Annotated in this window: 13 protein-coding genes; 3 read left to right on the top strand and 10 right to left on the bottom strand. The window is 67.7% G+C overall.

The genetic code is table 11. The annotated features are described in order from the left end of the window. Positions 1–27: 27 nt before the first annotated feature. The 5 genes from BN2156_RS05170 to BN2156_RS05150 form a co-directional block, all read right to left on the bottom strand. Positions 28–1254 (bottom strand): acyl-CoA dehydrogenase family protein, encoded by a 1227-nt coding sequence (locus BN2156_RS05170; RefSeq protein ID WP_090510960.1) that lies wholly within the window; start codon positions 1252–1254, stop codon positions 28–30. Next, entirely contained in the window at positions 1251–2588 is a 1338-nt protein-coding gene (locus BN2156_RS05165) for a glutamine synthetase family protein (RefSeq protein WP_407661719.1), read from the bottom strand. The genes BN2156_RS05170 and BN2156_RS05165 overlap by 4 nt, the downstream gene beginning before the upstream one ends. A gap of 2 nt (positions 2589–2590) precedes the next feature. Then, positions 2591–4018: an APC family permease gene (locus tag BN2156_RS05160; protein ID WP_090510958.1), complete on the bottom strand. Its 1428-nt coding sequence runs from the start codon at positions 4016–4018 to the stop codon at positions 2591–2593. A 107-nt stretch (positions 4019–4125) separates the two neighbouring features. After that, the gene (locus tag BN2156_RS05155) at positions 4126–5232 is read right to left on the bottom strand and encodes a glycosyltransferase (RefSeq protein ID WP_090510956.1); all 1107 of its coding nucleotides are present in this window, start codon (positions 5230–5232) and stop codon (positions 4126–4128) included. Between the two features lie 89 nt (positions 5233–5321). Then, the gene (locus BN2156_RS05150; protein WP_090510953.1) at positions 5322–6224 is read right to left on the bottom strand and encodes a dienelactone hydrolase family protein; all 903 of its coding nucleotides are present in this window, start codon (positions 6222–6224) and stop codon (positions 5322–5324) included. A 67-nt stretch (positions 6225–6291) separates the two neighbouring features. Here BN2156_RS05150 and BN2156_RS05145 point away from each other — a divergent pair, with 67 nt between their 5' ends. From BN2156_RS05145 to BN2156_RS05135, 3 genes are all read left to right on the top strand, one after another. Then, entirely contained in the window at positions 6292–7218 is a 927-nt protein-coding gene (locus BN2156_RS05145; RefSeq protein WP_090510950.1) for an SDR family oxidoreductase, read from the top strand. Positions 7219–7317: 99 nt separating this feature from the next. Continuing rightward, positions 7318–9108 carry an N-acyl-D-amino-acid deacylase family protein gene (locus tag BN2156_RS05140; RefSeq protein WP_090510948.1) on the top strand — a complete coding sequence of 597 codons (1791 nt, stop codon included), beginning with the start codon at positions 7318–7320 and terminating at the stop codon, positions 9106–9108. Positions 9109–9139: 31 nt separating this feature from the next. Continuing rightward, entirely contained in the window at positions 9140–9556 is a 417-nt protein-coding gene (locus BN2156_RS05135) for a nuclear transport factor 2 family protein (protein ID WP_090515499.1), read from the top strand. Between the two features lie 12 nt (positions 9557–9568). On the opposite strand, the gene BN2156_RS05130 is transcribed toward BN2156_RS05135, so the two are convergent. The 5 genes from BN2156_RS05130 to bfr form a co-directional block, all read right to left on the bottom strand. Beyond that, on the bottom strand, positions 9569–9934 hold the full coding sequence (locus BN2156_RS05130) for a VOC family protein (protein ID WP_090515497.1): 366 nt from the start codon (positions 9932–9934) through the stop codon (positions 9569–9571). 50 nt (positions 9935–9984) lie between these two features. Continuing rightward, a complete protein-coding gene (locus BN2156_RS05125) occupies positions 9985–11355 on the bottom strand; it encodes a type I glutamate--ammonia ligase (protein ID WP_090510945.1) in 1371 nt (456 codons plus the stop codon). A 29-nt stretch (positions 11356–11384) separates the two neighbouring features. Continuing rightward, a complete protein-coding gene (locus tag BN2156_RS05120) occupies positions 11385–11867 on the bottom strand; it encodes a carboxymuconolactone decarboxylase family protein (RefSeq protein ID WP_090510943.1) in 483 nt (160 codons plus the stop codon). Positions 11868–11908: 41 nt separating this feature from the next. Beyond that, entirely contained in the window at positions 11909–13966 is a 2058-nt protein-coding gene (locus BN2156_RS05115) for an MDR family MFS transporter (protein ID WP_090510941.1), read from the bottom strand. Between the two features lie 138 nt (positions 13967–14104). Beyond that, a complete protein-coding gene (gene bfr / locus BN2156_RS05110; protein WP_090515495.1) occupies positions 14105–14584 on the bottom strand; it encodes a bacterioferritin in 480 nt (159 codons plus the stop codon). Between the last annotated feature and the right edge of the window lies 1 nt (position 14585).

Genomic DNA, 14585 nt, shown 5'->3' with positions numbered 1-14585 from the left:
TGTGCCTGATTCTGCCGATCCGGACCCTCAGAAGTAACCGTTGGCAGGCGGCCAGGCCCCGTTGACCGCGAAGTTTCCCGCGGCATATGACTTGTACGCCAGCGGATTGTGGCTCGCCACGGTGCGGGCATTGCGCCAGTGCCGATCCAGGTTGAGAGTCCGGGCCGTGGCCGAGGCGCCGCCGGTGTCGAACAACCGCTGGGCGGCCGACAGCGTCAGCCGTTCAGCCACCAATTGCGCGCGGGCGACCGCGATCGCCAGCTCGGCGAGCGCCTGCCCGTCCTGCTGGCGTCCGCCGTCCACGACTGCGTCGATCGCGTCGGCCGCGGTGAGCACCAGTGTGCCCGCCGCGTCCGCGTCGGCTGCGATGTCGCCCACCGCCTGCAGGACGAACGGGTCGGCCGCCGCGGTGTCGGACAGGGAGTGTGCCGCGGGACGGGCTCGGGTGCGCACATAGTGCACGGCGTCGTCCAGAACGCCGTAGGCGATGCCGGCCGCCACCGCGGCCAGGTACAGCTGTAGGAACGTGGTGCTGTGACCCAGATGATTTCCGTCGGACACCGTGGTCACCTCGTCGGGCCGCACCACCACATCGGTGAATCTCGTGCCCCCGCTGGCGGTCAGCCGCTGGCCGAATCCATCCCAGTCGTCGAACAGTTCGACTCCGGTGCGGTCGGTCGGAACGATCGCCTGGAGATCGCGCCCCTCGGCGTCTACCGCCGACACCGCGATGACGTCGGCGAACAAGGAACCGGTCGAATAGAACTTGTATCCGTTGAGCCGCAGCACGCCGTCGTCGCCGGCCAGCAAGGTGGTGCCCGCACTCGACGGTGACCGGCCGGCCCCGTCGGTGATCGCGTTGCCGAACACCAGCCCGTCGTTGATCCGGGCGAACCAGCGCGACCGCTCCTGCTCGGAGCCACGGTTGCTCAGCAGGCGTTCGGCATATCCGAAGTGAGCCCGCAGCGCCTGCGCGACATTGGAACTGGCGCGCGCGACGTCGATCACGGCACCGAGCACGTCACGGACACTGCCTCCTGGGCCGCCGTAACGGACCGGGACCCGCAAGGCGAGCACCCCGGCGGCCCGAAGACGGTGTACGGCGTCATGCTGCAGGACCCGATCCCGTTCGGCGGCCACATCGCCCCGGCGCAGTTCGTCGACGATCTCCGGCAGGCGGCCCAGCCGGTCGGCCACCGAACCGCCCAGCGGCTGTTCGTGTTTGGTGCCGGATCCGTTCACTGTCGCGGTCATGAGCCGGCCAGGTAACGTCGACGTTCCCAGTCGCTCACGTGGCGGCGGTATTCCAGCCATTCACTGTGGGCGATGGCAGCGAAATCCTGCACCGAGTCGTGCCCGAGTATGTCGGCCACGGTGTCGTCCTGGGTGGCCAGCGCGACCGCCACGCCGAGGGACTCCGGAAGGGCGGTCCCCTTGGAGTAGAGGTTGCCACCCTCGGCGGCCGGGGGCGTGCGCTGGGCGCGGATGCCGGCGATCACGGCGGCCAGGGCCGACGCGACCAACCAGTATGGGTTGGAATCAGATGCACCGCTGCGTAATTCGATTCGGGTTGCGGCCGGGTCGGCGTCCACCAGGGACCGCACCGCCGCGCTGCGGTTGTCCCGGCTCCAGGTCACCGTGGCCGGGGCGAACGAATCCGGCACGAACCGCCGGTAAGCGTTGACCGAGTGCGCGCCGAACAGCGAGATCGACGGCAGGTGCTCGAGCAGTCCGGCGATCGACCACAGCGCCAGCTCGTTCTCCGCACCGTCCTGCGGCGCGAACGCCGGTTCACCGTCGCGCCACAGCGAGATGTGCAGGTGCGCTGAGCTTCCCGAGTGCTCGGTGAACGGCTTGGGCATGAAGCTGGCGATCTTGCCGTGCCGACGCGCCACCTCTTTGGCCGCGTACTTGAGCCGGGCGGCATCGTCGGCGGCGTCCAGGGCATCGGCGTAGATCAGGTTCGCCTCGACCTGTCCTGGGCCGTACTCGGTCTCGATTCCCTCCAGCCGGGTGAACGCCGCAAGAGTCTGCTGCAGGTCGGTGAGTAGCGGATCGAGGGCGTTGGCGTTCTCCAGTGAGTAGGCGTGGATGTCGGGTTGGAATGCCGAACCGTCCAGATCGAGCAGGTAGAACTCCAGCTCGACACCGACCTTGGCGGTGTAGCCGAGTTCGGCCAGCGCGGCGAGCACGCGCCGGAGTACCGCGCGAGGGTCCAGCTGCGACGGGCCGCGATCATGGGTCACGATGTCAGAGACCACGTGCCCGGTGTCCGGGCGCCACGGCAGGGCCCGGAAGGTGGCCAGATCCGGCACCGCGTACACGTCCGGATAGCCGCCGTCCCAATTGGTCAGGCGCAATCCGTCGACCACTGTGGCGTCGGTGTTCCATCCCAAAGATGCTTCGCAGAAAGCGAATCCGCTGCCGCGGGCCCGGTTCAGGAAGCCGGCGGCCGGAATCCGCTTACCTTGTGCATGGCCGAAGGGGTCACTCCAGGCGACCTCGATCTCGGTGATCGAGCCGTCCTCGATGCCGTGCACCAGGGCATCCTCGGCGGTGCGCGCCGTCACGCTCACCGCGCCGTTCACCGTCACGAGGAAGCACCGACCCGGCGACCGACCACCACACCGGCCGCGAACGCGGTCACGAGCACACCGATGATCACCCAGGCCAGCACACTGGAACCACCGACCAGGCCGTTGAGGTTGGTCAGGATCAGCACCAGTGCGCCCAGCAGACCGGCCAGGCCCAGCGCCGGGGCGATGCGCACCCGCCACAGGGAATGCCCGTGCCGGTCCCGAGCGAAGAAGACCAGCACCGCCACGCTGGTGGCGATCATCAGCAGCACCACACCGACTGTCGTCGCGCCGGCGAACCAGGTGTAGAACTGCGCGGCCGGGTCCAACCCGAACACCACCGCCGACAGCACGCTGACGGCCACGACACCGGAGATCCACAACGAGGCCTGATGCGGCGAGCCGTGGCGATCGTGCGGCCGGCTCAGCCGCTCCGGCAGCACGTCGCGCTGCGACAGCGCGAACACATAGCGCGACGCCACATTGTGGAAGGCCAGGATGCAGGCGAAGAGACTGGTGAAATAGAGCACCGTGATGAGGTCGGCGCCCACGGCACCGATGTACCGGTGAGCGGTGTCCCCGAGGAAGGTGGAGCCAGAATCGGTGGCGCGCGCGAGGGCCTGCTCATCGCCCCAGCCCGAGATCAACGCCCAGCTGGTGACCGCGTAGAACACTCCGATCAGGATCAGGGCCAGGTAGGTGGCCCGGGGAATCGTCCGCTCGGGGGTGCGGGCCTCGTCGCGGAAGATCGCGGTCGCCTCGAATCCGACGTAGCTGATGATCGCGAACAGAAGTCCGATGCCCAGTGAGCCGGAGAAGATGGCGCTCGGACTCACGATGCCCGAGGACAGTCCGTGCTCACCGCCGTTGACCACGATCACCAGATCGAGCACCAGCACGATGGCGATCTCCGCTGTCAGCAGTACCCCCAGCACGCGGCTGGACAGCTCGATGTTGCGGTATCCGAGGTAGGTGGTGACGGCGAAGGCGACCGCGGCGAACACCCACCACGGCAGCGCCGGCCCGCCGGCCAGCTCGACGACACTCGCGCCGGCCGGGCCCAGCAGTCCGTATACGCCCGCCTCCAGCGCCACATAGCTCACCAGCGCCACGAACGCGATGCCGATGCCGGTGGGCAATCCGAGCGACTGGCGCACATAGGAGAAGAAGGCGCCCGCCTCGTCGACATAGGGCGTCATCGCGGTGAACCCGACCGCGAACAGCAACAGCACCAAGGTGGCGGCGATGAACGTGGCGGGAAAGCCGGTGCCGTTGCCCGACGCGATGCCCAAGGGCACCACACCGCCGATCACGCCGAGCGGCGCGGCCGCGGCCATCACCATGAAAACGATCGAGGCCACCCCGAGGTTGCCGCGCAGCTGCCGGCCGGCCGGAGGCGGCTGGAGGCCCAACGATTCTGGGGCTGTGGTGGTTTCGGACATGCTCGACCGTCCTTCAGGCAGCGGGCGCGTAAATATGACCCGCGGAACATAGGGCCGGCGCATGCCCGCGCACCAGATCTGGCGTCATCGTGCGCAAAACTCGGTGGCTACCGGGCTCCCAGGACATCGAGCATCCCGGCCGCGGATCGTGGCCAGGTGAACTCCTCGGCGCGTTGCCGGGCGCTGCTGCGCCGTTGGGGCTCGGGCCGTCCGATCACCGCGGTCACCGCGCGGGCGATCGCATGCGCATCGTTGTCGGCGGTCGCCCCGCTGTCACAGGTGAGGATCTCGGCCAGCGCCGAGGTGCGGGACACGACCGCCGGAGTTCCACAGGCCAGCGCTTCGAGCGCGGCCAGCCCGAAGGTCTCGTGCGGGCCCGGCGCCAGCGCGACATCTGCCGACGCCAGGATGGTGGCGACGGTGTCGCGGCAGCCGATGTACCCGGTGAACGACACCGGAAGTCCACTGGCCTGCCGTTCCAGCCGGGCCCGCAACGGGCCCTCCCCGACCACCACCAACCGGGCGTCCACGCCTGAATCGCGCAGGGCCGCAACGGTATCGATGCTCCGGTGCGCGTGCTTCTCCACCGAGAGCCTGCCGCAGTGCACCAGGAGGGTCTGCTGCGGTGCGGCCCAGCGGCTGCGCATCTCGGCACACCGGCGGCGCGGATGGAACTGCTCGAGGTCCACCCCGAGCGGCACGGTTGCGACGTTGGCCGCGCCGATGCGGTCGAATTCCTCCCGGGCGAACCCCGTTGTGCACACCACGGCGTCGTAGTTGGCCGCGGTGCGGCGATTGGCGAAGTCCGCCACCATGACCGCGGCCGACCGCGGCAATACCTGGCCGACGAGCCGGTCCAGGCGTTCGTGGGAGATCATCACGGTGGCCACCCCGTGTTTGCGGCCCCACGGACCCAGCGACCTCAGGGTCAACCGGTCTGACACTTCGATGGCGTCCGGCTCCAACTGCTGCAACAACGCCGTCACCGGGCCCGGCAGCACCGCGCGGTAACCTCCGGTGAACGGGATCAGCTTGGCGGGCAGGGAGATTCGCACGACACCACTGGCGAGCTCATGCTGCTCGGGATGTGGACCCGGGACGATCAGGTACACCTCATGACCCAGGGCGCAATACTCGGCGCCCAGCCGGTCGACCGCGGTGCGCAGACCACCCGATCGCGGGCCGTAGAAGTTGGCGACCTGGACCACCCGCATGCCCACGATCAGAACCGGGCTGCGTGTGCGGTCAACAACGGGGCCGCAACCGACATCTGAACAGCCGCTGAACAAGCCCGGCCGCGGGCTCAGGCCAGATGTGTCGCGAACCAGTCCTGGATGCGCCGCCAGGCGTCGGCGGCTGCCGCGGCGTGGTACCGATCGCCGGTGTCGTTGAAGAACGCATGGTTGGCATCGGGTTCGGTGATCAATTCGTGCACCATGCCGGCCCGCTCCAGCGCCGCCCGCGCCACCGGTTCGCTCGCGTTCACCCGCTGGTCCAAGGCTCCGTAGAAGGCCAGCACCGCGACGTTGCGGGAGCCACCGAAGTCCGGAGCGTCGGGAGCCGGCCCGTAGAACGGCACCGCGGCGGCCAGCTCGGGAGTGCCTGCTGCCAGGAGCCGCCAGACCAACCCACCGCCCATGCAGAAACCGACGGCGGCGACCTTGCGGCCAGGAACACGCCGCTGCAGTTCCTCGATTCCCGAGCGCAGGTCGGCGACGAATTGTGACGGTTCGATCTTGCTCAACGCGGCGGTGGCGGCCGCTTGGTCGGCGAACGCGGGGGTGCCGCCTTGCGCGGACAGCAGGTCTATCGCCAGGGCTGAATATCCGATGCCGGCGAACCGGCCGGCCACCGACCTGATGTGGTCGGTCAGGCCCTTGTTCTCGTGGATCACCAGAACCGCGCCCCTGGGCTCCGGCGCGGCGGACCAGGCGCCCCGCAGCTCGCCGCCGGGGCCCGGCCAACTGACCGCAGTGGTGGGCAGCGCGCCATCGGCCCCCGGCGGCGGGGCCGTTTCCGCTGCCGCACTGGGTGATGCGGCGGGTCCCGACTGCTGAGCCTCACCGCATGCGGCGATCAACGCGGCCGCCGCGGTGGCACCGATGCCGAGCAATCCCAGTCGTCGCAGCGCCTCACGGCGCGTCAACAGCCCGTCGAGATGATCGGTCGCGATTTCCTCGGCGATGTAACGCTGCAGTGGAGTCACCTCCGAAAGTATGCGCCGAAATTGCGAACCGCAGCTATAGAACTGCCCGCGGCGGGATACTCATCGGATGGGCTGGACACCGGACCCTTACGCGCTGCGGGGGCGCATCGCCGTGGTCGCCGGTGCCACGCGCGGTGCGGGGCGTGGCATCGCCGCCGGCCTCGGGGAGCGCGGTGCCACGGTCGTGTGCACCGGCCGCAGCAGCAGATGCGGAAACCGCGATTCCGACTACAACCGGCCCGAAACCATCGAAGAAACAGCCGAATTGGTAACGCGGCTCGGCGGATCCGGCATCGCGATGCAGGTCGACCACCTCGATGTCGCGCAGGTCCGCAAACTGGCCGGGCGGCTCAAGGCCGGTTACGGCCACATCGACATCCTGGTCAACGACATCTGGGGAGCAGAGGTTCTCAAGGGGCCGCCCGACAGCTGGGGCCGGCCGATGTGGCAGCACGACCTCGATGACGGGTTACGGATGCTCCGGCTGGGACTCGACACGCATCTGATCACCTCGCACTGTCTGTTGCCGCTGCTAGCCGATCGGCCCGGTGGGTTGCTGGTCGAGATCACCGATGGGACAAACGAATTCAATGCCGAGAACCCCCGGCTGTCGGTCTTTTACGACCTGGTCAAGTCCGCGGTGAATCGCCTGGCCTTCAGCCACGGCCACGAACTCGCCCCGTTCGGCGCCTCCGCCGTTGCGGTCACCCCGGGATGGTTGCGCTCGGAGATGATGCTCGACAACTACGGCGTCAGCGAAGCCGACTGGCGGCGTGCGCTGGATCTGGCCCGCACGGACGGCTACCCGGCGGCACCGCCCGGTTTCGCCGAGTCCGAGTCGCCCCGGTTCGTCGGTCGCGGCGTCGCCGCGCTGGCCGCCGACCCCGATCGGGCCCAATGGAATCAGCAGTCCGTGAGCTCGGCCGCGCTGGCCCGCCACTACGGGTTCACCGACCTCGACGGGCGTGTGCCAGACGCGTGGGCACCGCTATAACCCCAGGTGAATGCGTCCGCCGCCCACCCAGTAGACATTTTTTCAAATCTGTTCACCATTTTCATTGACACTGCCGTTACCGGCCTGTTCTATGGCTGAGTGAGCTTCGACACGATCATCCGCAACGGCCGCTGGTTCGACGGCACCGGCGCCCCGTCGGCAGTGCGCAACATCGGCATTCGCCACGGGCACGTGGTCTCCATCTCCCCCGACCCTCTCGACGAGGCGGGTTGCCCCCAGGTCATCGACGCCGCAGGCAAGTGGGTGCTGCCCGGAATGCTGGACATCCACACGCACTACGACGTCGAGGTGCTGGGCGGCCCGTCACTGTCGGAGTCACTGCGCCACGGAGTCACCACCGCGATGCTCGGCTCGTGCTCGCTGTCCACCGTGCACGTCGGCGGCGTCGATGCCGGTGACCTGTTCGGCCGGGTCGAGGCGATCCCCCGCGAGTACGTCATCGGCGCGGTGGACGACAACAAGACCTGGACCGACTGCAACGGATACGTGACGGCACTCGAGTCGCTGCCCCTTGGCCCCAATCTGGCGGCCTTCATCGGGCATTCCGACATGCGGACCGCCGTGATGGGGCTCGACCGCGCCACCCGCAACGACGAGCGGCCGACCCCTGCCGAGCAGGCCCGTATGGAGCAGATGCTCAAGGAGGCCCTGGATGCCGGTTTCGTCGGAATGTCTTCGCAACAGCTGCTTTTCGACAAGATCGACGGGGACACCTGCCGGTCGCGCACCCTGCCGTCCACCTACGCCAAACCGCACGAGCTGCGCCGGCTCAAATCGCTGCTGCGCCGCTCCGGCCGAGTGCTGCAGTCCGGACCCGACATCCAGAATCCGCTCAACCTGGTCTCCCAGCTGGCGCAATCACTCGGGCTGTTCCGCAACAACCTGAAGACCAGCCTGCTCTCTGCCGCCGACATCAAGGCCAACCCGTACTCGATCATGATCATGGGGCCCGTGGCCCGGCTGGTGAACAAGCTCGGCGGGAACTTCCGGTGGCAGCATCTGCCGGTGCCCTTCGAGGTGTACGCCGACGGTATCGACCTGGTGGTGTTCGAGGAATTCGGTTCCGGCGCAGCAGCTCTGCACCTGCGCGAGGAGGTCGAGCGCAACGAGCTGCTGCGCGACGAGGAATACCGGCGCAAGTTCCGCAAGGACTACGACAGCAAGTTCGGGGTGCGGGTCTGGCACCGGGACTTCTTCGACGCCGAGATCGTCGCCTGCCCTGACGCATCCGTGGTGGGCAAATCGTTCGGCGAGGTCGGCCAGGACCGGGGTGAGCTACACCCGGTCGACGCCTTCTTGGACCTGGTGCTCGAGCACGGCACCGCACTGCGGTGGCGCACCACCATCTCCAACCACCGGCCCGAGGTACTCAAGAAGCTGGCCCGCGACCCCGGTATCCAGCTCGGGTTCTCCGACGCCGGCGCACACCTGCGAAACATGGCCTTCTACAACATGGGGCTGCGGCTGCTGCGCCACGTCCGCGACGCCGAACGGGCCGGCACGCCGTTCATGTCGGTCGAGCAGGCCGTGCACCGCCTCACCGGTGAACTCGCCGACTGGTACCGGATCGACGCCGGCCACCTGCGTATCGGCGACCGTGCCGACGTCGTGGTCATCGACCCGGAGCGTCTCGACGACTCCCTCGACTCCTACGCCGAGGAGACCGTGGACCAGTACGGCGGACTCTCCCGGATGGTGAACCGCAACGACGACACCGTCACCGCGGTGCTCGTCGGTGGCCGCACGGTGTTCGCCGACGGCCGGCTGACCGACCTGGTGGGCAAGCAGCGCACCGGCCAGTTCCTGCGGGCCGCACATCAGACCCCTTCGATCTCCGCCCAGGATGGTGAGTTGACCAGTGTCCGTTGAAGACGTCTCGATCGAAGAAACCGTCCACGGCATGTGGAAGGCGCTGTCGGAACGCGACTGGGAACTGCTCAAGACGTTCCTGTCGGACGACTGCATCTACCTGGACATGCCGGTGGGCCCGGCCGCGGCCGCCAAGGGACCCGAGGACATCGTCAAGCGCCTCAAGATCGGTCTCGAACCGCTGGCTTCCTATCAGAACTTCCCCGGCCTGCTGGTGGACAACGGCCGCGATGCCATGTACGAACATCACGAGGAATGGCATTGGGCCAGCGGCGAATCCGCGGTCCTGAAGTTCGTCACCGTGCACCGGGTCGAGAACGGCAAGGTCACCCTGTGGAAGGACTACTGGGACATGGGCGCCCTGGCCAACCACGCCCCACCGGACTGGTTGGAGAACTTCGCCACCGCCGACATGTCGTGGGTTTTCGACGCCACCGGGCTGGTCTGACGGCGTAGCCGCTCAGTCGATTCCCCACACCAGGCAGAACGGGTGGCCGGCCGGATCCCGGAACACCCGGAAGTCCTTGTCCTCGACGGCACCGGGCACGCGCGTGGCGCCCAGCGCGAGAACGCGACGCTGGGCCGCGTCCGGATCGTCGACCTCGACATCTAGGTGGATCTGCTGGGACCCCTGCGGATCAGGGAAGTCCGGGGGCTCGTGTTCCGGCGAGTACTGGCACGCCACCCGTCGACCAGCCGGATCTGTCACGACCACCCAGGTGTCGTCCTCGGTGGTGACGTCTCCGCCGAGGAGCTCGGCGTAGAAGGCGGCCAGCGCAGCGGGGTCCCGGCAGTCCAGGACGATGGAGCGAAGTGTTCCGATCATCTCACCGGTATTGCCGAACGCCACGACGGACAAACCGGCCCGGACCGGACTCACAAACTCCAGGCCATCCGGAACCGCTCGGTGAGCTGCTCGGCATCGAGCCCGGCGAAATGCTCCTGCTCATAGTCTCGGACGGCGAGCACCGCATCCACCGCCGCATCGCCGAGGATTCCGCGGATCAGCGCCGAGGAGCGCAGTGCGGCAAGGTTGTCGGCCTGCCGGTTCGGCAGGAGTACGATCCCGTCCTCGGCGCGTTGGGCGTCGCTCAACGAGTCCGGGTCGACCCGCACCTCCGGCCCCAGCGTCAGCCCCGCACTGATCCCGTACTCGGCCAGTCCGAGAATGGTCGCGGTGGCCAGGTACGGGTTGGCCGACGGGTCGATGACCTTGACCTCGACGTTGGCGCCGTACGGGTTGCTGGGGCCGCCGATCAGGAAACGTACGGCGGCTTCCCGGTTTTCGGTGCCCCAGCAGTTGTAGGCGCCCGACCAGTAGCCAGGTCGCATGCGCAACCCGGACAGCACCGATCCGCACAGTACGCCCTGGGCGGCAGGCAACCCCGCGAGCAGACCGGCCAGAGCCGATTCGCCCTCTTTCGTCATTCCCTGTGCCCCCGACCCGCCGGAGAACGTCGGCGCCCCGGCCAGGTTCAGTGAGAAGTGCTGGTGGGCACCCGAACCGACCCCGGAGGCAAACGGCAACGGAGACAGGCTCACCCGCAATCCGTGTCGCCGGGCCACCCGGGCCACGATGATCCGCATGAGCACCAGTTGGTCGGCGGCGGCCACCGGGGGCAACGGGGCCAGCGAGATCTCGAACTGGTTGGAGCCGTATTCGGGGTGGAACTGCTCGATCGCCACCCCCGATCCGTTGGCCGCGTCAGTGACATCGCGGACGAACCCCTCGAACTCGAGCACCCCGGCCAACCCGTACTGCGCCCACATCAGCGAAGGCAGCCGGCTCCCGTCGGGCCCGACGAGAACGAACTCCACCTCGTGGCCGACGAGTGCGGTCAGGTCGGCACCGTCGAGCCGGTCCTGGACCCGCTGCAGCACGCCCCGGCTGCAGTACGGATCCGCGGACCCGTCCTGGTTGTAGAAAGCTGCTGGGGCCCAGGCGAATCCGTCTCCCAGTATCCGCAGCGCCCCGAGATCGATACGGATCCGCTGATCACCGACGACGCCGATGGACTCACTCATCGCGATGCCGGTCCGGTCGATGGTGAACGCGTGGAACACCGGGCTGGCGCCCAAACCGGGATCGGCGAAGATCCCCATCCGGCGCAGCGGAACGGTTTTCGCGTGCGTCAACCCGGCCGGACCGACCACCGTACCGATCAGCGTCGCGACCCCATCGGATTCCAGTTGGGCGATGGCCGCCGCGGCCAGCGGTTTCGCCGGTCCTGATGATCCAGCTGTCACAACCTCATTGTGCGCCGAGGCGCCCTGCGCTACAGCGTGATCTTGCAGGTTTGGCCGATGTCGAGCGTCCGCAGCATCCGGCCCATCCCCAGCCACATCGCGCACGACAGCGCCAGGTCGGTGAGCAACTCGGCATCGAAGTGCTCGCCGGCCCGCTCCCAGAAGTCCTCGTCGTCCCGCAGCTCGGTGTGACCGGTGGCGAAACGGTGGGCGAACTCGGCGGCGATTCGCTCCTGCGCGCTGTAGCCCGGCCAGGTCTGCCACTCGGCGGCGTGATCGTAGAGATCCTCGTCCACCCCCGCCGCGGCGCCGTCGGAGTCGCGGGTGTTCTGGCACACCGCGCATTCGTTGTCGAGCGCGATCACCATGCGAGCCAGCTCGCGCACCCGAAGCGGCAGCCGCCCTTTCGTGTACACCGCGTTGGTGTAGTTGGCCATGGCGGTGCCGATGTCAGGGGACCTGAGGATCCAGCCGGCCACGTCGTCGTCGGGAAACTCTCCGATACGGCTCATGGCCGAATCGTACGCAACGCGAGACGATTCTGGAACAAGTTCTAGTTTTTCGTTCCCGCGGCGCTGAGCTGCGACGCATCGTCGTCACCCCAGTCACGTTGCACCACCACCCGGTGGGCGATGCGCTCGAGCGCGGCCTCGACCTGGGCACGGTCCGGGCGGCCCTCGAAGGACGGCGATTCACCGAGCTTGTCGACGATCCTCTCCACCAGCGCCGCGGACACGCCGTCGACCTGCCGTGCCCCCTTCTGGGTCAGCCACAGACTGTCCCCGGTACGCAACACGTAGCCGTCCTGCACCAACCGGTTGAACGTCGGCTCGAGCACTTCGAACGGCACGACGAGCCGGTCGGCGATCTCGGTCAGCCGTGCCGAGCCGAAGATCTGGCCGTGCCGGTAGATCTTGAGCAGCGCCCACAGCCCCGCCACATCCAGCTCGCATCCCGGTTTCCCGGCAACGCTGCGCAGCCGGATCTCCGGTGAGCTGCGCATCAGCCGGCTGACCACCGTCTCCAGAACCTGATCCGAGGATTCCGCGCTCGGCATGCCGAAGCCTTCGCCGAGGTCGGCCGCCAGCGTCGCCTCAGCCTCGACCAGCGGGACCTCCTTGAGGAACAACGCCACGATCAAGCCGGCCAGTGCCACCGGTGCGGCACACAGGAACACCAGATCCAGCGCATCGGCGTAGGCGTTGACGATCGGTGCGGCGACCTCGGGCGTGAGCTCGTGCAACGCCTTGGGTGAGTCCCCGGCCACCGGCGGGGCACCGCTGGCTGCGAGCGCACCCGGCAGCCGGTCCGACAGGAAGCCGGCGAACAGCGAACCGAAAATGGCGGCGCCGAACGAACTGCCGATGGTCCGGAAGAACGTCACGCCGGACGTCGCCACACCGAGATCGGTGAAATCCGAGGTGTTCTGCACGATGAGCACGAGCACCTGCATGCACATTCCGATGCCGGCGCCCAGGATCAGCAGATAGAGCGACTGAAGCGGGATCGGGGTGGCGGCATTCATCCGCGACAGCAGCAAGAAGCCGACGAGCATGATCGCCGTACCGGCGACCGGATAGATCTTGTAGCGACCGGTGCGACCCACCAGACTGCCGCTCACGGTCGAGGTGATCAGCAGACCGATCACCATCGGCATCGTGCGCAATCCGGATTCGGACGGCGACACACCGTCGACGAACTGCATGAAGGTGGGCATGAAGGTCAGCGCGCCGAGCATGGCGAACCCGACCACCAGCGACAGCACACAGCACATGGTGAAGACCGGATTCCGGAACAGGCGCATCGGCAGAATCGGTTCGGCCGCCCGGGTTTCGGCCCGGACGAACATCGCCAGCGCCAGGACCGACGCGATCACCAGTCCGACGATGGTCGGCGAGGTCCAGGCCAACTCGCCGCCGAGGCTGGTGGCCAGCGTGAGACCGGACGCGCCGATCCCGACCCAGAAGATGCCCGCGTAGTCGATCACCGGGCGGGCCGCACGAGAAGTCAGCGCCGGAATCGTGGCGGCCGAGACCAGAAGAACGACGACGCCCACCGGAATGCTGAGCCAGAACGCCCACCGCCAACCGAGGTGGTCGGTGACGAAACCACCGAGCAGCGGGCCGGCCACGGTCGTGACACCGAATACCGCGCCGAGCGCCCCCTGATAGCGCCCGCGGTCGCGCAGCGGGATCACCTCGGCGATCAGTGCGGACGAGGTGACCATGATCGCGCCGCCGCCGATCCCCTGAAGTGCGCGCGCGGCCACCAGCATGGCCATGGACCCGGACAAGCCGCTGAGCACCGATCCGGCGAGAAAACACAGGACCGCTGCCTGGTACACGGCTTTGCGGCCGAAGATGTCGCCGACCTTGCCGACGACGGCGGTGACGACGGTCGAGGCGAGCAGGTAACTGGTGACCACCCATGCCTGATGCCCGGCACCACCGAGGTCGGCCACGACAGTCGGAAGGGCGGTGGCGACGATGGTCTGGTTGAGCGATGCGAGCAGCATGCCGAGCAGGACTGCGACGAACACCAGGTTGCGCCTGCGCACGCTCAACAGCGCCCCGCCCGACGGCTGCTCGACGGTGGTTGATGGGCTCGACATGACTTCCTTTCACCTGCCTGCCAGTTCAACCATGAGTATCGTTAGACAAGCTATGAAAGTTACAGCGCAAACGAAACCGCCCCGGGCGACCGGCGATCACCGGCTACCCAGGGCGGTTCGAACCGAAACGGCAGGTGCTTATTGCGGCGGCCGAGAGACGCACTGCGCGGCGTAGAGCGCGTCGCCGAGCTTCTCCATGAGCTCGAGCTGGGTCTCCAGGTAGTCGATGTGGCCTTCCTCGTCGGCCAGGATGGTCTCCAGGATCCCCGCGGAAGTCGCGTCCTGCTTTTCCCGGCACATGATGATGCCGGGCTTGAGCCGGGCCACCACCTCGTACTCGATCGCCAGGTCGGCCTCGAACTGTTCACGCAGCGTCTGGCCGACGCGCAGCGAGAAAAGCCGCTGATAGTTGGGCAGACCGTCCAAGAGCAGGATTCGGTCGGTGATGGTCTCCGCGTGCCGCATCTCCTCGAAAGACTCGGCGCGGGTGTGTTCCGCCAATTCGGTGAATCCCCAATTGTCCTGCATTTTCGAGTGCAGGAAATATTGGTTAATTGCGGTGAGTTCGCTGGTCAATTGCTCGTTGAGCAATTTCAGCACATCGGGATCGCCTTGCATC

It is taken from the genome of Mycolicibacterium neworleansense, assembly GCF_001245615.1.
Classification (GTDB): Bacteria; Actinomycetota; Actinomycetes; order Mycobacteriales; family Mycobacteriaceae; genus Mycobacterium; species Mycobacterium neworleansense.
Note: the sequence above shows the minus strand (reverse complement) of the source record. Positions and strands in the feature narration are given on the sequence as shown.